Source organism: Pseudogracilibacillus sp. SE30717A, assembly GCF_037071985.1.
Taxonomy (GTDB): Bacteria; Bacillota; Bacilli; order Bacillales; family Amphibacillaceae; genus Pseudogracilibacillus.
In genome coordinates, this window is sequence record NZ_JAXHDF010000005.1 from 202,072 (window position 1) to 221,835 (window position 19,764).

General features: G+C 35.1%; 17 protein-coding genes. 2 read left to right on the top strand and 15 right to left on the bottom strand.

All coding sequences use genetic code 11. From position 1 onward, the window contains the following. Positions 1-69: 69 nt before the first annotated feature. The 14 genes from SPD48_RS09865 to SPD48_RS09930 form a co-directional block, all read right to left on the bottom strand. Positions 70-1,557, bottom strand: a complete 1,488-nt coding sequence (locus tag SPD48_RS09865; protein ID WP_336257927.1) for a 4-hydroxyphenylacetate 3-hydroxylase family protein — start codon at positions 1,555-1,557, stop codon at positions 70-72. A gap of 13 nt (positions 1,558-1,570) precedes the next feature. Continuing rightward, entirely contained in the window at positions 1,571-2,053 is a 483-nt protein-coding gene (locus SPD48_RS09870) for a flavin reductase family protein (RefSeq protein WP_336257928.1), read from the bottom strand. Between the two features lie 173 nt (positions 2,054-2,226). After that, positions 2,227-3,138: a VOC family protein gene (locus SPD48_RS09875; RefSeq protein ID WP_336257929.1), complete on the bottom strand. Its 912-nt coding sequence runs from the start codon at positions 3,136-3,138 to the stop codon at positions 2,227-2,229. 46 nt (positions 3,139-3,184) lie between these two features. After that, the gene (locus SPD48_RS09880) at positions 3,185-4,132 is read right to left on the bottom strand and encodes a DMT family transporter (protein ID WP_336257930.1); all 948 of its coding nucleotides are present in this window, start codon (positions 4,130-4,132) and stop codon (positions 3,185-3,187) included. Between the two features lie 272 nt (positions 4,133-4,404). Next, positions 4,405-5,676: a kynureninase gene (gene kynU, locus SPD48_RS09885; RefSeq protein WP_336257931.1), complete on the bottom strand. Its 1,272-nt coding sequence runs from the start codon at positions 5,674-5,676 to the stop codon at positions 4,405-4,407. 23 nt (positions 5,677-5,699) lie between these two features. After that, a complete protein-coding gene (locus SPD48_RS09890) occupies positions 5,700-7,124 on the bottom strand; it encodes an amino acid permease (protein WP_336257932.1) in 1,425 nt (474 codons plus the stop codon). A 23-nt stretch (positions 7,125-7,147) separates the two neighbouring features. Further along, positions 7,148-8,434, bottom strand: coding sequence for a TRAP transporter large permease (locus SPD48_RS09895; protein ID WP_336257933.1), 1,287 nt, complete (start codon positions 8,432-8,434; stop codon positions 7,148-7,150). Further along, positions 8,431-8,916: a TRAP transporter small permease gene (locus SPD48_RS09900; RefSeq protein ID WP_336257934.1), complete on the bottom strand. Its 486-nt coding sequence runs from the start codon at positions 8,914-8,916 to the stop codon at positions 8,431-8,433. The genes SPD48_RS09895 and SPD48_RS09900 overlap by 4 nt, the downstream gene beginning before the upstream one ends. Positions 8,917-8,996: 80 nt before the next feature. Then, positions 8,997-10,052 carry a TRAP transporter substrate-binding protein gene (locus tag SPD48_RS09905; protein ID WP_336257936.1) on the bottom strand — a complete coding sequence of 352 codons (1,056 nt, stop codon included), beginning with the start codon at positions 10,050-10,052 and terminating at the stop codon, positions 8,997-8,999. Positions 10,053-10,189: 137 nt separating this feature from the next. Further along, positions 10,190-10,939 (bottom strand): IclR family transcriptional regulator, encoded by a 750-nt coding sequence (locus SPD48_RS09910; protein WP_336257937.1) that lies wholly within the window; start codon positions 10,937-10,939, stop codon positions 10,190-10,192. A 201-nt stretch (positions 10,940-11,140) separates the two neighbouring features. Next, positions 11,141-12,394: an MFS transporter gene (locus SPD48_RS09915; protein WP_336257938.1), complete on the bottom strand. Its 1,254-nt coding sequence runs from the start codon at positions 12,392-12,394 to the stop codon at positions 11,141-11,143. Positions 12,395-12,629: 235 nt separating this feature from the next. Further along, the gene (gene pheT, locus SPD48_RS09920; protein ID WP_336257939.1) at positions 12,630-15,056 is read right to left on the bottom strand and encodes a phenylalanine--tRNA ligase subunit beta; all 2,427 of its coding nucleotides are present in this window, start codon (positions 15,054-15,056) and stop codon (positions 12,630-12,632) included. Positions 15,057-15,071: 15 nt separating this feature from the next. Beyond that, on the bottom strand, positions 15,072-16,106 hold the full coding sequence (pheS, locus tag SPD48_RS09925) for a phenylalanine--tRNA ligase subunit alpha (protein ID WP_336257940.1): 1,035 nt from the start codon (positions 16,104-16,106) through the stop codon (positions 15,072-15,074). Between the two features lie 424 nt (positions 16,107-16,530). Then, positions 16,531-17,268: a TrmH family RNA methyltransferase gene (locus SPD48_RS09930; protein ID WP_336257941.1), complete on the bottom strand. Its 738-nt coding sequence runs from the start codon at positions 17,266-17,268 to the stop codon at positions 16,531-16,533. A 107-nt stretch (positions 17,269-17,375) separates the two neighbouring features. Here SPD48_RS09930 and sspI point away from each other — a divergent pair, with 107 nt between their 5' ends. Next, a complete protein-coding gene (sspI, locus tag SPD48_RS09935; protein ID WP_336257942.1) occupies positions 17,376-17,594 on the top strand; it encodes a small acid-soluble spore protein SspI in 219 nt (72 codons plus the stop codon). 97 nt (positions 17,595-17,691) lie between these two features. Continuing rightward, the gene (locus SPD48_RS09940; protein ID WP_336257943.1) at positions 17,692-18,387 is read left to right on the top strand and encodes a lytic transglycosylase domain-containing protein; all 696 of its coding nucleotides are present in this window, start codon (positions 17,692-17,694) and stop codon (positions 18,385-18,387) included. Between the two features lie 104 nt (positions 18,388-18,491). On the opposite strand, the gene dpaL is transcribed toward SPD48_RS09940, so the two are convergent. Next, positions 18,492-19,727, bottom strand: coding sequence for a diaminopropionate ammonia-lyase (gene dpaL, locus SPD48_RS09945; RefSeq protein ID WP_336257944.1), 1,236 nt, complete (start codon positions 19,725-19,727; stop codon positions 18,492-18,494). Between the last annotated feature and the right edge of the window lie 37 nt (positions 19,728-19,764).

The following is a 19,764-nucleotide window of genomic DNA, read 5'->3' on the forward strand; positions in this document are numbered from 1 at the left end:
CTTTTTCTGTAATCTCAATAACAGCAACGCATATAATAATCGAATTATTGCAAGTCTGTTTACTTTGTTTTATGCTTTTGTTTTACTTTTATCCGCTAATTCGAGTGCTTCATCTATCGCACGCTCAACCCGAGGGTAAGTAGGGTTATTTCTCTTATGCGCATTATAAAATACTCCCATTTTTCTAACTGGGTCACCCGAATAGTAACGTTCATATTGAACGAGTCGCTGTCCAAATGCTTCTCCGCATAAATCCCATGCCAGTTTGAAAAGACGAATACGTCGTTCTGATGAAACATCGGATCTTCCGGCATAATATTTATGCATATCTGCAGAAATTTCCGGATTATTGAAATCTGCTTCAGTTGGAGACATTAACAATCCACCAGCACCAATGGTTTGTAAAATTTGAATCGCTCTTGGATAAGTATGTGGCAAGAGTCCGCGAATCGTCTCTAACGGAACAAGGTTCGGTCTAATTTCTCCAGTCTCGGTTACTTCATATTCTCTTTCGGCAGTTCTAACCAATGCTCTGATAGTTTCAGCTGATTGAATCAGTTCAGATAACTGATTCTGAACGTTTAAGTATTGATCAACACCTACTGCATCTGCAATTGCACAAGCAACATCGGCTACAAAAGATATTTTTGCCAATCCTCTAACTGCCGATTGATGAGAAGGTTGCTGATTAATTCCTGTACTAGGATATAGCATATTTCCGGCTTCTGCATTTTGATTAATGAATACCCGATCCCATGGCACTAGGACATCATCAAAAACTAAAAGTGCATCAGATTCTTCAAACCTTGAAGCAAGCGGATGATCCCATGTTGAACGTTCACCACTCTGTGCTTGTTCACGACAATATAATTTAAGTCCTGGTGTATCAATTGGCAGTGCAAAACTGATTGCATATTTATCATCACCTGGTCTAAATCCTGGATACGAATAAATGATTACTTCATCCGTTATTGGTGCAAGCGTAGCAAGCATTTTTGCTCCTCTGACAATTAATCCTTCATCCGTTTCTTTTACTACACCTAAATGTGTAAATTCATCTTGTTGGTTATGAGACGATTGACTACGGTCATTTTGAGGATTAACAATTGCATGTGTTAAGAATAAATCATTATCCCTTATATGTTTATAATAATTTATAATATTATCTCCATATCGATCTCCATGCTTTCTAAAGAACCAATCATTCGCTGCCATTCCAGTAACAACAGTATTTAAAAAGTCTGGTGTTCTACCCATTAATCCAAACGTAGATTCAGCCCATAGCTCAAATACTTGTCTTCTCATTTGAAGGTGTTCCGGTTTCGTTGGGTTTAGGAATGAATTACCTATTCGCTTACCATTTTCCTCACAAATATGTGTTATTTTATCTTGATGTTTAGGATCATATTGCATGTCATACAGCTTTGCTACTTCTTTTACTGAGCTTGCAAAATATGGATGATCCACCACATTTTCTATCCTTTTCCCACCCAGCCACACTTCTGGTTTCCTATTTCTGATCCCATCAATATATTGTTCTCCTGTTCGAATACTCATCTTAAGTTCCTCCCTAATTACTCATTACTGAGTTAGCATTTGTTTTTAAAAACTTTCCTTTATGAAATAATAAACTTTCATTTTCGCTATATGAGAATTTTTCTACTTTCCCTAAAAATAATAAATGATCACCACCTTCATACTCTTCCCAAGGTGTGCATTCGATTGTTGCAACCGTATTTTCAAGTCTAGGACCTATTTCTGAATCCTCTTGCCATTCCACAACTAACCCATCTTGTTGTTTTCCTGCAAATTGGAAAGCAATTGACTGTTGTTCAGCAGATAAAACATTAATAATAAAGGGTCTGTTTCTTAAGTCATGATATGCTTTTGTATTTTTATCAATCGATATAAGCACAAGTGGAGGATCTAAAGAAACAGAAGTGAATGAATTTATCGTTATTCCTCTTCGGTTACCATTATCATCGTTCCAAGTTACAACGGTAACGCCTGTTGCAAAATGACCAAAGCAATTTCTTAAATTTCTTGTATCCACTTATTCAACCTCCATTTATTTTCTTGTTACTAACACTATATTGAAAACGCTACCAACGAACAATATACGAATCTCACAGTGTGAAACTTAAATGAATTTCTTAATTTTTTAGCAATTTTTTTTCAAAAATTTTAATAAAAAAATGTCCGAAGGAGAGCCTAACGGACATTTACTTATTTTTTATATTTTTGTAACGCAAATTCATACAATGTATTTTCATATCCTGTTCCCCAAGCAGCATTATCTTCCCAATGTCTTGCTTTTAAAGGGAGTTCTTCATGCCATGGACGTGGATCAAAGTACCCTACTTCAGGGAGCAGTTGATCCATGTCTATGTATAATTCAACTAGATTCCCTTCCGGATCATGATGATAAGCTGCAATATTATGACCTGCTGTATGTCTTGTCGGTCCCCAAAGAGTTGGTATGTTATTTTTAGCAAGAAAATCTAAGCTTTGATACTGATGACTTGCATCTCTTAATTCAAATGCAATGTGGTACATCACTGGGCGACCAACGAATTGTCCCAAATTACAAATATTTAAGACATGATGATCACTATTACATGTGATAAAATTTGCTCGTTCTCCAATTCGATCCGTATAATGAAAATTCAATACTTCTCTATAGAATGCAACAGACTTTTTTGGATCCATTGACCCGAGTGCCAGATGTCCTAATTTATTAGGCACAATGCCATTTTCTTTAAAATGCGGTGCCGGTGTTTCCATACTAGTATAAAGATGAACAAGGAAGCCATCCGGATCTTCAAATTCCAGTAATTCCGGTAATCCTGGTTGTGCATCCGATTTTAACTGAGTAGAGATGCCTTGCTGCTTCAATCTTATCTTTACATCATGAAGCGAGTATTGATTTCCCAATTGAAATCCTAAAACTTGTAAATTACTTTCCAGATTGGGAGTTAATATTATATTGTGATGATCAAGTCCCGTACTTAAATATCTTATCCCATCATCACCTGTTTCCACTAATGTAAGTCCCATCACGTTCGTATAGTAATCTTCCATTGCCTTGGTGTCTTTCGTTGCAAGATTGGCATAACCAAGTTTAAAAGGCCGTATCATATGACAAACTCCTTAAAATTAAATAGATTGTTTTGATGTTATTATTTTATTGAGTTGCTTTTTCATCCATTTGAACGACGCGCTTCCGATCAATCAATGTAGATATAACACTGTGAAAAATAATCCCACTTACGACTAATCCTATTCCTATAAATGATGTTAATTTGGGAAGGGGTGTATTAAGAAATAACAACTCTCCAATTAATGAAAAAACAACTGCACCTGTTACAGTTGATTCAACTCCAGCTAATTTATAATTATCATGTCTTACTAACTCTGTTGCATAAAAATATAATTGGGTCGCAAAAACACCTGCAAATAAAGCAACAATAAAGGTTTGCCAAATTTGGCTTTGACTCGGAGCACCATATGTAAACACGCCATAAACAGATAAAATAATCCAAAAAGGCAAGGAGGCAATCGTCATTCCAAGAATACGTTGCGTTGTAGTCAACTCCCCATCAACAACTTGCATCATTTTCCGATTTGCTACCGGATAGGAAACCGCTGCAACTATTAGTGGAATGATCGTAAATACAACTGAAGTTAATGGTACTTGATTTGCATGTTCAATTTGCATCATAAATACACCAAAAATAATAATTAATGAAATAAGCACACTTTGAACTGGAATAGATCGATTTGTTTTATTAATAAATGGCACTAGTAAGGAACCGATTACAATATTTAATTGAAATGTTCCCGCAACTAACCATCCAGGTGCATAAATTGTTGCATACGTTAACGACGCATAAAAAATTCCAAAACCAATTGTACTCCAAACAAACCACTGAACCGGGTATCTCTTAAGATGATGTAAGACAGGTGCTACTTGTTTCCTCCCAACAAAAAGGATTAAAATCGGTAACATAAAATAGAAACGAAGTGATGCGCTCCAAATCCAGCTTCCACCAGCAAGTTCCATTGCACGATTCAAAATAAAAACAAGTGAGAAAAATAAAGCCCCAAGTAATCCTATTAAAATAGGTCGCAAAAAATCACCTCATAGTTGTAAAATCTTTTTCTCGGAAAATTCCTATTATTTATGAAACTATTATTTCATTCCCGTTTTAATAAAGCAAAGAAACAGTCCTTCACCATATATAAGGTAATCATCCCAACCACATGATAAGTCAGTAGAAATCATATCTATCCCCCTCACTAATAAAATTTAATTTCATTGTCGTAAAAAAAGTATAAATGATTTAATAAAAAACCATAATTAGATAAACTTTTGTATGTTTATACTAATTATGGTTTTATGCTCTAAGCAATAACACCTCTTTCATTTTCAAATTTTTTGTACTCTTTTTCTTCCATTATTTCTACTAGTATACGTACAGCATGCCATACTTCTTGGAATGTATTGTAGAGTGCTACAGGAGCAAGTCGCACTCCATTTGGGGCTCTAAAGTCCGGAATAACCTTATGTGCTTTTAATGCTTTACAAATTCGAGCCGCTTCAGGATGCTCTAAAAATACATGAGCACCACGAGTTTCCTCATCTCGTGGACTTACAATGTTAAATTGGTAATCTATTAATTTTTCATCAACTAAGTTCATTAGATACTCCGTTAATAGTAATGATTTTTTTCTTACCTTTTCTATCGTAGCTTCTTGAAATATTTCTAATGCTCCATACAATGGTGCTGCACTTAATACATGTGGAGTACCAATTTGATATGCTCCAGCATCGGCGGCGGCTGTAAGTGTATGTTCCATATCGAACTGTTTGGATTTATCCGAACTAAACCACCCTGCAAGACCGGGAGCTTTTCCAAAATGATTTTTATTTATATAGATTCCTCCAACACTACCAGGTCCACCATTTAAATGTTTATAGGTGCACCAAAATGCAAAGTCAACTCCCCACTCGGATAACTTATGTGGAATTGCTCCTATTGAGTGGCAAAGGTCAAAACCAATATAAATACCTCTCTTATGTGCTTCTTTCGTTAAAACTTTCATATCCAAAATTTGTCCACTTCGGTAAAGGACACTTGGAAGAACAATTAAGGCAACTTCTTCAGTCATTGCATCAATGATATCTTGTGTTTCTAACGTATGACCATTTCTACTTGTTACTTTAACGAGATTTTCACTTGGATCTAATCCCTTTAGCCTTAATTGACTTTTTAAAGCATAAATATCAGATGGAAAATTTAATTCATCTGCTAATATCTTCATCTTCTTTCCATTAGGTGAAAAAAAACTGGCAGTTAATTGATGCAGATTAGTTGTTGTAGATCCTGTAATAATAACTTCTCTAGGTTCGGCACCAAGTAATGGAGCTGTCATATCCCCTAGGTTTTCAGATAAATAAAACCAAGGATATTCTCCCTCGCTCCAGCCATCAATTGCATATTGTTTCCATGAATTAAGTATATTAAATAAACTAGTTTCAGACCTTTTTGATAAGAGTCCTAAAGAGTTTCCATCAAAATATATCGTTTCATTTGGAATATAAAACTCATTTCTGAAATGTTTAAGTTCATCTTGTTGATCCAGGTTTTCTGCATATGACAAATCCAAATTCAAAATTGTTCACTCTCCTGCTCTTGTTATTTTGATATTTCTTGGGATTCATTATTTCCTATATCTAAATCTCGTTTTTGGTTAATATTTTTCCAAATGAAATAAGCTACAGTTATGAATATGAGCCAAGGAACTCCTACAATCAGGGTTGCCTTAAACTCAACCGAAAACCATGTAGAGATAACAACAGCGACTAATAAAGTTGCACCTAAAATTGTTATATAAGGATAACCAATCATTCGTACTGGTAATTTTTTATTACCTGTTTGTACCCATTTTTTCCTGAAAAATAAATGCGTAATAAAAATCATAAACCAGGTAAACATCGCCCCAAAACTCGAAATAGATATCATTGTTCCAAATGCTGTTTCCGGAGCAATTATTGTAATAACTGTTGCAATGGCAATACCAATGACCGAAGTCGCTAACGCTGTTGCAGGAACAGACTTTTTATTTAATTTACCTAACACTTTGGGTGCAAATCCAGCGCGAGACAACGAAAACATCATTCGTGTAGAAATGTATAATTGACTATTCATGGCAGATAGTGCTGCAACTAAAATAACAAAGTTCATAACACCAGCTGCTCCGGGTATATTTAAAATCTCCATTACCTTTACAAACGGGCTTGTCTCTATTCCCGCTGATCCCCAAGGTACAATAACTAGCATTAAAGACAATGTTAATAGATAAAATAGGATTAGTCTTACAACTGCTGAACGTAAAGCAATTGGCACAGCTTTTTGAGGTTCTTTTGCTTCACCAGCACTAACTGCAATCATTTCAATACTTAAATAACTAAACAATGAAACGAAAATTGCAATCCACATTCCCCAAAAACCATTTGGAAAAAACCCTCCGTCATTCGTATAATTTTGAAAAGTAATTGATGAGGAAGTATTAGCACCAAATATTACATATACAGCCAATAATATAAATCCTACAATTGCAATAATTTTTATTAGTGATAGCCAGTACTCAACCGCTCCAAACACGTTAACGCTAGTTACATTAACATATAAAAGTGCTACTGAAAATATTATTATCCAAACAAATCCTGGAACTGTCGGAAACCAGTACCCCATATAAATTGCTACTGCGGTTACTTCAGTACCAATTGCCAACACTAGACAGAACCAATAAGAGTACCTGACAGCGAAACCAGCCCAAGGATTAATATAGCTTTCTGCATACGCTCCAAAGGAACCTGATGTTGGATGAGCAACAGTCATTTCTGCAAGACACCCCATTAACATTAGAGCAATTAAGGCTCCAATTGCATAACTTATAATAACGCTTGGTCCAGCTAATCCAATTGCTAACCCACTTCCTAAAAAGAGCCCTGTTCCAATTGCTCCACCAATTGCAATCATTGTGAGTTGTCGTGTAGATAAACCTTTTTGTAGTCCTTTTTCTCTCTCAATGATTTGATCTACATTACTTTTTTTCATTCTCCATTCCCCCACTATGCTATTTAATTTTTAATTAAACTTGGAATCCATAAAACAGCATCTTCCCAATAAGTAATTATGAACAACATTAGAACAGATACAATTAAAAATGGCAAAAGTGCTCTTACCAAACGCTCAATTGAAATTTCCGCGACTGAGGATACAATAAAAAGTCCAGTACCCACCGGAGGTGTTAATAAACCGATCGTCAAGTTAATTGTAATAATGACTCCAAAATGAACGGGATCAATCTGATAAGTTGCTAAAAGCGGGATCAATACAGGAACTAATATAATCAAAGCTGCTATTCCATCAAGCACTGCTCCTAGTAATAGAAGCAAAATATTTACCAATAATAAAAATACGATTGGGCTGTCGGAAAGGTTTAACATACTGTTTGCGAGCGTTTGCGGTATTTGCTCATAGGCTAAAATAAATCCAAACACATTGGCCATCACGATCAAAAATGTAATTGTTGCCGTATTTACAACTGTATTTTTAAAAATTTCCGGTAAATCTGACACTTTTAGCTGTCTGTATGAAAATCCAATAATAATTGCGATGATACAAGCAACTGCTGCAGATTCAGTTGGAGTAAACATCCCACTCAATATTCCATAAATAATAATAAAAGGAATTAACAATGCCGGTATAACAGATAAGAAATTATTAATAACTTCCTTCATCGTCCCCCGTTCACTCTTTGGGAAATTTTCCTTTCTATTAAGAAACCCGATTACAATAATGAAACTGACTCCAATTAAAATACCTGGGATTATTCCTGCCATAAACAAATCACCTATGGAAGCGCCGGTTAGCGTACCATAGATAATAAATAACATACTAGGTGGTATTATTGGAGCAACTATAGATGATGCTAAAGTTAATGCAGAAGAAAAATCACGAGAATATCCTTCCTTTTCCATCTCAGGAACCATTACTTTGCTCATCATAGCTGCTTGAGCATTTGCTGATCCCAAAATGGAGGCAAGAAACATATTAGCAATTATCGCAACATATGCCAATCCCCCGCGAAAGTGTCCAATTAACACTTTTGCAAAAGAAATTAAACGGCTCGTAATACCACCAAAATTCATCAACTCCCCAGCTAACATAAAAAGTGGAATTGCGAGTAAGCCAAAGTTATCTATTCCAGAAAACATTTTCTGGGAAACGGAGCTTAATAACGTTGTATCTCCACTCAATAATATGTAAGAGATCGATGTAATGATTAATACTAGGGATATTGGGATTCCAATTAATAGTAGTAAAATAAATATAATAATTGTTGCTATCATTCCAAATGTCATACTGATTCCCCACCTTGTCTGCCATCTTTTATGAAATCAATTAACTGATCTAATAAATGAATAAAAGCAAATGTCAATCCGACAGGAACAGATAAATAAGGAATCCACATCGGTATCCGCATCGAGCTAGACTTAGTATTAGATAAAGAAAAAATCCAGTCATAGCTAATATAAAGAAGAATCGCCAAGAATATAAGAATAATAATATGGGTTGCTATGTTCATAATTCTTTTTCTTTCTTCAGACAGCCGTCCTACTAAAAAAGTGATCGAAGCCTGCGTTTTATATTTTAACCCCAAACTTCCTCCTAAAAATGTCGCCCATGCCATCATAAAAATACTTGCTTCATTAGCCCAATATATGGGGTCATGTAAAAAATATCTATAAATTACATTTACAAACAAGATTAGTGTAATTGCTATAATCAAAATAATTGATAATATTTTTTCAATTGATTCAATGATATTGCTAATAGCTTTCATGAATTAACCTCCTCGTGAGAATAAATGATATGAGGTAATATCTAAAGCAGATAATTACCTCATGACATTAATGTTTTCTATTATTCTCGGAATGTATCTATAAACTCTTCGATAAGGGGATCCATAGCCTTATATTTTTCATCAAATTCCTCTTTATAAGAATCGAACAGTGACTCATCCATATCATATAATTCCATTCCACGATCGGTTAGAATTCCCATAAATTCATCTTCTTGTCCAGCTCTTTTTGTTGTTGCAAATTCAGAGGCTGCTTTCATGGACTCCACCACAATTTGCTGGTCCTCATCAGACATTTTATCAAACAAGTCCTTATTCATAATCATGACCGCCGGCCATACCATATGATTCGTCATGGCTGCATAACCCGTCACTTCGTCAAAGTTTGACGCAATAGCAACATCCAAGTCCATCTCCATACCATCAATTAATCCTGTTTGTGCGGACTGGTAAACATCAGGCAAAGAAATAGATTCCGGACTTGCGCCTAACAAGCGATACCAATCTTCCAAGGCAGGGCTTGGTGTTACCCGTAAAGTTAATCCTTTGATTTCTTCGGGAGACTCAATTTTTTCTGTAAACATCATTGTGCGGTGCCCAGAGAAAAAGTAATCCAATGCTTTTAATCCGTCGTCTTCAAGTGTTGCTAAAATTTGTTTTGCAATTTCTGTATCCTTTGCTTCATGTGCAGCTTCATAAGAATCAAATATAAAAGGAGCAAACCAAGCGCTAAACGCATCAGATTTTGATGTTAAAAACGCATTAGTAATAAATCCAAAATCTAAGGAACCAGTTTCTAATTGTTGAACCATATCCGCATCACTACCTAATTGACCACCTGGATAAAGTTCTAATGTCATACGACCGCCTGAACGCTCTTCTAGTTCCTCTGCAAATTTCTCACCAGCTTCATTGAAAATATGGTCTGGAGGTGCAATATGACCTAATTTAAATTCATACGTTTCGCCATCACTTGCTGCCTCTGTGTTAGCACTCTCTTCTGCGTCCGCTGTATCACCATCCGAATTACTCTTTTCTGTGTCTCCACCTGAGCATGCCGCTAAGGCTAATCCAGCTATTAAAACGATGAAAAATAATAAATTTCTCAATTTCAACATACTATTAATTCCCCCTTCAAAAATAATGTTTATTAATCTTTTAAAAATGACATTTTGCATTGATTTGTTGGCTTGTTTTCTATTATTCAAGCAACAATATAATAGTTATATTCTTGTGAATATTAAGAATTTTTTAGTTAATTAACTTCAATATAACCTAATTCACGAGAAACTGCTTTTCCGGTATTAACAATATTCAATATCATTTGTTTTGTATTTTCGCTTTGCATGTAACTAATTGGTCCAACTAAATTTACTGCGGCTATTGTTTCACCTGAATATGATTGAATTGGAGCTGCAATTGCGTATGTAGAAGTATCATTTTCATTATTACTAATGGAATATCCTTTTTCTTGAACAATTTCCAGTTCTCGTTTTAAGGCATTCACTTCAGTTATCGTGTTAGGTCCTTGTTTACTTAATCCGCGTGAGATTGTTTCTTGTAAGTAGGTCCGATTGAAAGCTAATAAAACTTTTCCTGTACTTGTACTATGTGCAGGTTTTCGATCACCTAAAAACGTTGGAACAAAGTCAGCTTCCTTCGAGGAGATTCTTAAAACAAAAATAACATCACCTTTATCATACATACCGATATGTGCCGTTCCTCTAAATTGCTCGGTTAAGCCTTTAACTAATGGTAATGCTTTATTATAAATATCGTATTGAAACATTACTCCGTTATTCCAATCTATAATTTTCCATCCAAGTCTGTACTTTCTACTCCCATCTCGCATTAACACACCTTTGTTACATAATGTTTTAATTAGATGATGGGTCGTACTTCTACTTAAATTTAACTTTTCAGCAATTTCGGCATTACCCAAAACTGGTTCATCGATTGTAAAGCAACTCAAAATATCACAAGCCCTTTTAACCGATCCAATCATTCAAACTATCCCCCCTTATAGTTGAACAAAAATTAATACTTATTCGTATGAATATATTCACTTATCAATACGAATCCTAGTTTTTATCACCCCCTTAGTAAGCGCATACATTTCATGCTAATATAGATATTGTTTACTAACTATATCTAATATTTATACTTTAAGCAAACCCCTAATTTAAGATAGTGAAACTTTTGTATTTTAATCTAATTTATGTATTTTAGTGCCACCATTTGATTTTAATGTGATTGACAAAGAGATGATTGACAATACCATTAAAAATGTAACAAATAACCAGCTGATTGTATATTCTCCAGTTTGATCAATGATGGAACCAAATATTGGCGGAAAGAAAATCACACCCCATGAACCGAATGTTATACTGAAGCCTGTTGCTAAACCAGAAACTGATGGATGGACTATTTCAGTCGTTGCATTCATCCAAACCCCATTAAACCCTGATGTTCCAAAACCAAAGATAAATACAATGAAAGCTATATTATAAAAAGAGGTTCCATGAGGTAAAAGAGCAATAATTAAAGATATCATTGCTACAAGAATTGAAATAAGTAATAAAACGATTATTCGTTTCCCACGGAATAAATGATCACTAATTATTCCCCAACTAACTCTTCCTAAAGATCCGCCAAGCTCAGCTATCACTAACAATACCCCAGACAATAGTAGACTGATTCCAATTTTTTCATGAGCAAATAAAATGATAAAGGTGTTTAAAATCATTTGGCTTCCACTTAAAAGCATCGCACTAAAGGTAATAAGTATAAGTCCTTTATGTTTTAACATTTGTATAATGTTCTTGAAGTCTATTTTTCGTGAAGTGGGTTTTGTTTGGTTAGTATTGCGCACATAACCTATACTTCTCGGTTCACTGTACATAGAGCAAATTAAAACACCTACAACAAGGAGAATTAATGCAGCTGTAAAAGTAGCGGACTGCCACCCCAAACTTTTGGCTATAGGTAAAAGGATTATAGTCGCAAGAGCTGAACCCAATGTTACACCCATTTGTTTTAATCCCATTGCAGTTCCTCTCGTTTTTACTGAAAACCAAAGTAAAATTCCACGATTTGTTGCTGGATGAGAAGCCCCATAAGCAAACCCTGCAATTGAAATCAGAAATAATAAAAGAATAAATGATGTTGAAATAGAAATAATTAGGAAGCTGCACCCAAGTAGCAGGACAATAAAAAAAATCATTTTTCGTGATCCAATTTTATCTGTTAAGAGACCTGCTGGAATTGATATTAACGATTGTCCCAGAAATAAAGCCGCAGGAAACATTCCAATTTGTGACTTTGTTAATTGTAAATCGTCACCGATAATTATACCGAGTGGCGCTAAACTCCTAGCCACTAATGCAATGAGAAGTTGGATAGCAAACAACCAACCTAGCATTTTCCAAGAGATGTATTTTGAGTATTCAATATTTTTCATTCATCATTCTTCTTTTCATAATTTTAATCTTGTCTTTGGATATGATACCATATATATCTTTGGAAGAACTTTAAAAGTTTAACATAATGAAATAACATTTTTTTAGAGTTGATACCTAACTTACAAATGTAAACAAGTCTATGAATATCATGACAAAGTCAATTCTAAATAAAAAAGAGTTAAGGAAAAATATTTATTTCTCCTCAACTCTTTTATAATAGGGTCATATTTATTTTTACGACCTCACATACGCTCCAAATTTCTCACTTACCGCTTCAACTATCGCCTTAAACGATGCATCCACTTCTTCATCTGTTAATGTTTTTTCGGGATCTTGATAATGGACATTGTATGCAATGGATTTTTCATTATCTCCTACGTTATCTCCTCTGTATACATCAAAGGCTTCCACATGTTTTACAAGCGGAGCGCCGATCCGTTCAATTTCTTCTTCAATATCCCCTGCCATTACTTTTTCGTCTACGACAAATGCAATATCACGTAAGATAGATGGATATTTAGGTACTACTTCATACGTAAGTTCTGGACGTTCTGTTTGTAAAATATATTCCATATTGACATCAAACACATACGTTTCTTTTAAATCTTGTCTTTTTGTAATATTCGGGTGTACTTGACCAAGGTATCCAATTTGCTTACCGTCTGCATGAACGGTAGCACATCTTCCCGGATGCATATCTTTTACAACAGCTTGTTTAAATGTCACATCCATATTCAAGTAGCGGAATAATTCTTCTACAATTCCTTTTACAACATAAAAGTCAACAGGTTTTACTTCTTGTTGCCATTTATGGTCTACCCAAGTACCGGTAATTGCTCCGGATAAACGGAGTTGTTCCTTAGGTTGTTTCGTTACCTTTTCTTCATCGGATAGAAATATAGAACCAACTTCGTATAGCGCAATATCCGCTTGCTTTCTAGCGACATTATACGTGAGGCGATTTAATAATTCAGGCAATAAACTTAATCTCAAGTACTGATGATCTTCACTCATCGGCATCGCTAGTTTAACTGGTTGCAAATTATTCGAGAGGTCCGGACTTATTAACTCACGGACTCGCTCTTCATCTGTTAAAGAATAAGTAATTGCTTCAGATAAACCAACACTTTGCATATAATTTTTAACATCTCGTTTTAATTGCTGCTGTTTTGTTAATCCACCCGGTTTTGAAGCATTTGCAGGCAAGGTGTAAGGCAATAAGTCATATCCGTATATGCGTGCGACCTCTTCCAGCATATCTTCAAAAATGGTGATATCTCCACGACGTGTTGGTATAGAAACGGTAAAATCATCGGCATTTCGTTCGAAAGTAAACCGCAACTTCGTTAATATCTCTTCGATTTCTTCATTTGAAATTTCTGTACCCAATCGCTTATTTACTTCTTGAGAATTCATTTGAATTGTTTTTTCACTGCGATCTAACTGATCAAACTCAGCTATACCTTCAACTACTTTACCGTCTGCATATTTTTCCAATAATTCACATGCTCGAAGTCCTGCTTCTCGTACTTGATTTGGATCCACACCTTTTTCAAAACGAGTACTAGCTTCACTACGAAGTCCAGTATCTTTTACCGCTTTTCTTACTGTTTGCGAATCAAAATAAGCTGCTTCCAGTAAAATAGTACGAGTCTCATCATTTACTTCTGTATTCGCTCCACCCATTACACCTGCAATTGCAACACCTTTATCGCCATTTGTAATTAGCAAATGCTCCTCAGATAAAACTCTAGTCTGATCATCTAATGTAACAATCTCTTCTTTTTCATTTGCACGGCGTACAAGGATTTCCTTTGAATCAAGTAAATCGTAATCAAATGCATGAAGCGGCTGGCCGTATTCGAGTAAAATATAGTTTGTAATATCAACGACATTATTAATCGGACGAATACCAGCCGCAAGTAAATAGTTTTGCATCCATAATGGTGCTGGTTTAATTTGTACATCTTTAATAATAAATGCTCCATAATATGGGCACAGTTCTTGATCTTCAACAGAAACCTTTACATAGTCAGCAACTGATTCATCGATCGTATTTATTTTAGGCTCAGGTAAATTAATTTTCTCATCTACTATTGCAGCTACTTCATACGCTACACCTAACATACTTAATGCATCTGCACGATTTGGCGTTAAGTCAAATTCCAATACGGCATCATCTAAGTTAAGCAATGCATCAACAGACTCACCTACAACGGAATCTTCTGGTAATACGACAATTCCTTCTGCAAAAGATGGATTAATAAATCTTTCTCCAACACTTAATTCCTGAAGAGAACAGATCATCCCATTCGATTCAATTCCTCTAAGCTTTACTTTTTTAATTTTAAAGTTCCCTGGTAAAACTGCACCAGGTTTTGCGACAACGACCTTTTGACCTTGTGCTACGTTCGCAGCACCACAAATAATTTGTAATATTTCATCGCCAACATCAACTTGACAAAGTTTTAATTTATCTGCATTTGGGTGTTGTTCACATTCTTTTACATAACCTACGACAATATTTTCACTTTTTTCATTAATGATGTATTCTATTCCGTCAACTTCAATTCCCGATTTTGTAATTAGTTCTCCCAACTGTTCTGGAGCTAACGAACCAAAGTCAACATAATTTTTTAACCAATTTAAAGATACGAGCATTTGTAACTCCTCCTTTTACGCTTCATGAAATTGTTTTAAAAACCGAACGTCGTCTGTATAAAAGCGACGAATATCATCAATTCCATACTTTAACATTGCGATTCGATCTGGTCCCATTCCAAATGCGAATCCTTTATAAACTTTCGGATCATACCCAGCCATTTCAAGTACTTTTGGATGCACCATTCCTGCACCTAAAATTTCAATCCACCCAGTTTGTTTACAGACCGAGCAACCTTTTCCTGAACAAACTTTACATGAAATGTCCATTTCAACAGATGGTTCTGTAAACGGGAAGAAACTTGGACGAAGTCTGATTTCACGATCTTCTCCAAACATCTTTTTCGCAAATAAATTTAACGTTCCTTTCAAATCACTCATGCGAACATTTTTATCTACATACAATCCTTCTATTTGTGTGAACTGATGGGAATGTGTAGCGTCATCATTGTCACGGCGATATACTTTTCCAGGACAGATCATTCTAATTGGCTCATTACCATCTAGGGAGCGCATTGTTCTCGCTTGGACTGGCGAAGTGTGAGTTCGAAGTAATAATTCATTCGTGATATAAAATGAATCTTGCATATCTCTCGCTGGATGTCCTTTAGGTAAATTTAGCGCCTCGAAATTGAAATAATCAGTTTCCACTTCCGGACCTTCCCTAACCTCATATCCAAGTCCAATAAATAAATCTTCAATTTCTTCAATAATCGAAGTTAAAATATGTTTTCCCCCAAAGTTTACGGGACGACCTGGTAACGTAACATCAATTGTTTCTTTCAAAAGTTGTTTTTCTAATTCCTCTTGTTCAAGCTTTTCCTTTTTCTCATCAATTGTAGCTTGAATTGTTGTTCTAACCTTGTTGGCTAATTCACCAATAATTGGTCTTTCTTCTTTTGAAAGCTTACCCATACCTCGTAAAACTTCTGTAATCGACCCTTTTCTCCCTAAATAAGCCACTTGAATTTCCTGAATATCTTTTAACGTGCTTGATTCATTTAGCTTTTCAATTGCTTCCTTCTCAAGCGAATGTAGTTGTTCTTTCATAAGAATACCCTCCTTCATAATAATTCCTAAATGCTTACATAAGATGTGCATATCTACACGGAACACTTTTCAACCTACGTTGAGACGGTTTATAGAGCTAACATAAGCTAACAAACCGCAATTTGGGTAGATTAATGGAAAAAATAAAAACCCCTCCCTAAAAAAGGGACGAGGTTTAGTGATCGCGGTACCACCCTTGTTGATACGTTTAGTATCCAACTTAGATTTGATAATGGATATGAATCCAGAACACGATTAAGTGTCAGCTCTGTCGAGTGAATCATAACAATTTGAACAATAGAAATGTTTCCAGTCAAGACATTTCATCCCTTGATTGTCCTTTACATCTTGTTACTTTGCTCCGTCAACGCTTTTTTCATATGAAACTACAAATTAGTATAGCTAAGGCAAATTAAATATGCAACTAATTTATCATTTTATACATTAGTATACCAGTGGCAACACTCACATTTAATGATTCAGCTTTTCCGTAAATAGGGATTTTTATTATCTTATCAGCCATTTGTAAGATTTCTTCTGATATACCTGCACCTTCATTTCCTACAATTAGCGCTACTTTTCCCTCTATCTTGGCTTCCTTGTAGTTCATGGCATTTCTAAGTGCACTTGCCCATATCGTATAGTTTTCTTGTTTTAAACGTGTAATAGTCTCATCTAATGATGCCTGAACAATCGGAATGTGAAAAATAGATCCTTGTGAAGCACGAACGACTTTATCATTATAAACATCCACTGTTCCAGTCCCTAAAACAATTTGTGAGAATCCAGCTGCATCTGCTGTTCTAATCATTGTACCCAAATTCCCTGGATCTTGAACCGCATCTACGAGTAAAATAAAGTTTTCAATCTGTACTTCGAAGGATTGCATACCGACAATGGCAGCAATTCCTTGAGGAGATTCTGTTTGTGTTATTTCTCTGAATACGCGTTTATCAACAAATACAATCCCATCATCAGACATCCAGTCAGGAGGTTGTACCCCTTCTTGAACAATGATAGTTTCGATTTCCCATCCACTATTAAATGCTTCTTCAATTAAATGAAACCCTTCAATCAAAAATTGTTTCATTTTCATTCGGAATTTTCGCTTATGTAATTTTCGCCAATTTTTCACTTGTTCATTTTGTATCGATGTAATCAACTTTTTATCCATCCTATTTTTAAGGTTAATCCTATCATACATATTTAAAATAAGAACGGTCAAACTAAAAGCAATATGAGGTATTTTAAATTAAGGAGGATAATTAAATGGATCTCGATTTACGACAAGCAATTTTGCACAATATTAAACAAAATTCCAAAGATCAATTAGAATCTACAATTGTGGATGCAATACAAGACGGCGAAGAAAAGCTTCTCCCTGGATTAGGAGTATTATTTGAACTTATTTGGAAACAATCAGATGAACAAGAAAAGCTTGAAATGTTAGAAGCATTGGAAAAAGGCGTTAAAGAAGCTTCAAAATAATGAATCAGTCACTTTATTAAAACTTTCGTCCCATTATCTCTTGCTTAAATAGGAATTTAGACGTAAGATAGAAGGAGAATCTAAATGGGGCGTTTGTATGAATCAAATAAATACTAATTTTTTAAATCAAATAATTGGGTTACATAACACAGATCCCGCTCAACAAGTATCTAATTCAACAAATGATTTTAGAGAACTTTTATTAGCAAAAATGCAACTAGCAATGCAATTAAGTAGTCAGTTGAATGGTTCTGATTCTAACATATTACCTTCTCCATTCATGTTTTCGCCTGAATATTTACCAGGGATGGAGCAACGTCAACGTTATTCAGCTTTTGAAACACCAATTCAGCAAGCTGTTTCTGCATACACTAATAATTCTGTAACTTACAACCCGGCATCGAATAATAGTAGTGTTCCACGTACAGAATATAATGATATTATTCGAGCTGCTGCCGAAAAATATAACGTAGATGAAAAAATTATTCATGCGATTATTAAAACAGAGTCAAATTATAATCCGAACGTTAAAAGTCATGCCGGTGCTGCTGGACTAATGCAGTTAATGCCTTCGACCGCCAAAGAAGTCGGTGTTACAGATCGCTTTGATATTACTCAAAATATTTTTGGTGGTACACGATATTTCAGTAATATGCTTAAGAAACATAATGGAAACCTCGAGTTGGCACTAGCATCTTACAATGCTGGACCAGGAAATGTTAAAAAATATGGTGGGGTCCCTCCATTTAAAGAAACACAAAATTATATACGTAAAATAATGAATTTAATCTAAGGAAGCCTAACAATTAGAGCTCCCTTAGATTTTTTTATAATTTCCCAAAAACTAATCACAAATTACAATCAGTCTACTTCAGATGGAGAGGATATCCTTTATATTTACTCTTTGAAAGTATGAGTGCCCTCCCATACAATTTCTCGATAATGTTCCCTATCTGTATCGCCTTCTGTATTTATACATAGAATACGTGAATCATTAGTAATCTCGAGTTCTTCCAAAATTTCCGTGCATTCATTACTGACTAAATATTCTAAAAGTCCAATCGTTGTACAAGCTCCCGACTCTCCAGAGATTATTTTAGGATCATCCTTTAATGGATTACCTAGCACTCTCATTCCTAAAGCAGCGATACGGTCATCTAACGAAAAAGATGCAGTTGCATATTGGGATAAAAGTCGAAAAGCTCGGGTATTTGGAGCACCGCAACAGAGACCTGCCATAATGGAGTTTAAATCTCCTGTTACTATTTCCATATCTCCTTTTCCATTTGCGAATGAACGATAATAACAATTCGCTTCGTGAGGCTCGAGAAGTATAATCATTGGCGCCTTTTCTCGATAAATTTCTGTAAAATATGCTGTAATACTCGCTGCAAAGGACCCTACCCCGGCTTGCAGGAAAATATGAGTAGGTGGAGATTCATCCATTACTTCCATCTCTTCCATCACTTCTTTTGCAATCGTTGCATAACCTTGCATAATCCAAAGCGGAATTTTCTCATACCCTTCCCAAGCCGTATCTTGTACCATGATCCAACCATTTTTTTCAGCCAAATCAGCACATAATTGTACCGTCTGATCATAGTTTACATCCGATATTTTAGATGTAGCTCCTTCATTTTCAATCGCTTTTCTACGTGTTTCGGCGGAACCCTTCGGCAAATAAATAATTGCTTTTTGACCTAGTTCCCTTGCAGCCCAAGCTACTCCTTTTCCGTGATTTCCATCGGTCGCGGAAATAAACGTCAGCTGACCAAGCTGCTTTTTCACCTTTTCCGTTTGTAATTCAGAAAAAGATAATTCTTCTATCTCTTTGTTTAGTAGTTCTGCAACATATTTTCCAATTGCATAAATTCCGCCCAATACTTTAAATGCATTTAAACCGAAGCGAAATGATTCATCTTTTACTTTTAAATCAGCAATCCGAAAATGTTTTGCTAAGTTTGATAATGTAAACAAAGGAGTTTTTGAATATGACTCATGCGTTTTTTGAAAGGTATATACTTTATCAATCATACGCTCTGAAAAATCACTTAGTTCACTCTCATTATAAGAAGAAGAAAACAGATTGTTTTTTACTAAATTTAATTTTGGTTGTGTACTTTTGTTATCCATTATATATCCCCCTAAATAAAAAAACATCGTTCATTTA

What these genes read in the sequence shown, in the direction of transcription:
- SPD48_RS09865 (WP_336257927.1), bottom strand. Translation starts at nt 1,557, where the DNA reads ATGAGTATTCGAACAGGAGAACAATATATTGATGGGATCAGAAATAGG.
- SPD48_RS09875 (WP_336257929.1), bottom strand. Translation starts at nt 3,138, where the DNA reads ATGATACGGCCTTTTAAACTTGGTTATGCCAATCTTGCAACGAAAGAC.
- SPD48_RS09890 (WP_336257932.1), bottom strand. Translation starts at nt 7,124, where the DNA reads ATGAAAAAAAGTAATGTAGATCAAATCATTGAGAGAGAAAAAGGACTA.
- SPD48_RS09895 (WP_336257933.1), bottom strand. Translation starts at nt 8,434, where the DNA reads ATGACATTTGGAATGATAGCAACAATTATTATATTTATTTTACTACTA.
- SPD48_RS09900 (WP_336257934.1), bottom strand. Translation starts at nt 8,916, where the DNA reads ATGAAAGCTATTAGCAATATCATTGAATCAATTGAAAAAATATTATCA.
- SPD48_RS09905 (WP_336257936.1), bottom strand. Translation starts at nt 10,052, where the DNA reads ATGTTGAAATTGAGAAATTTATTATTTTTCATCGTTTTAATAGCTGGA.
- SPD48_RS09910 (WP_336257937.1), bottom strand. Translation starts at nt 10,939, where the DNA reads ATGATTGGATCGGTTAAAAGGGCTTGTGATATTTTGAGTTGCTTTACA.
- SPD48_RS09915 (WP_336257938.1), bottom strand. Translation starts at nt 12,394, where the DNA reads ATGAAAAATATTGAATACTCAAAATACATCTCTTGGAAAATGCTAGGT.
- pheT (WP_336257939.1), bottom strand. Translation starts at nt 15,056, where the DNA reads ATGCTCGTATCTTTAAATTGGTTAAAAAATTATGTTGACTTTGGTTCG.
- pheS (WP_336257940.1), bottom strand. Translation starts at nt 16,106, where the DNA reads ATGAAAGAACAACTACATTCGCTTGAGAAGGAAGCAATTGAAAAGCTA.
- sspI (WP_336257942.1), top strand. Translation starts at nt 17,376, where the DNA reads ATGGATCTCGATTTACGACAAGCAATTTTGCACAATATTAAACAAAAT.
- SPD48_RS09940 (WP_336257943.1), top strand. Translation starts at nt 17,692, where the DNA reads ATGAATCAAATAAATACTAATTTTTTAAATCAAATAATTGGGTTACAT.
- dpaL (WP_336257944.1), bottom strand. Translation starts at nt 19,727, where the DNA reads ATGGATAACAAAAGTACACAACCAAAATTAAATTTAGTAAAAAACAAT.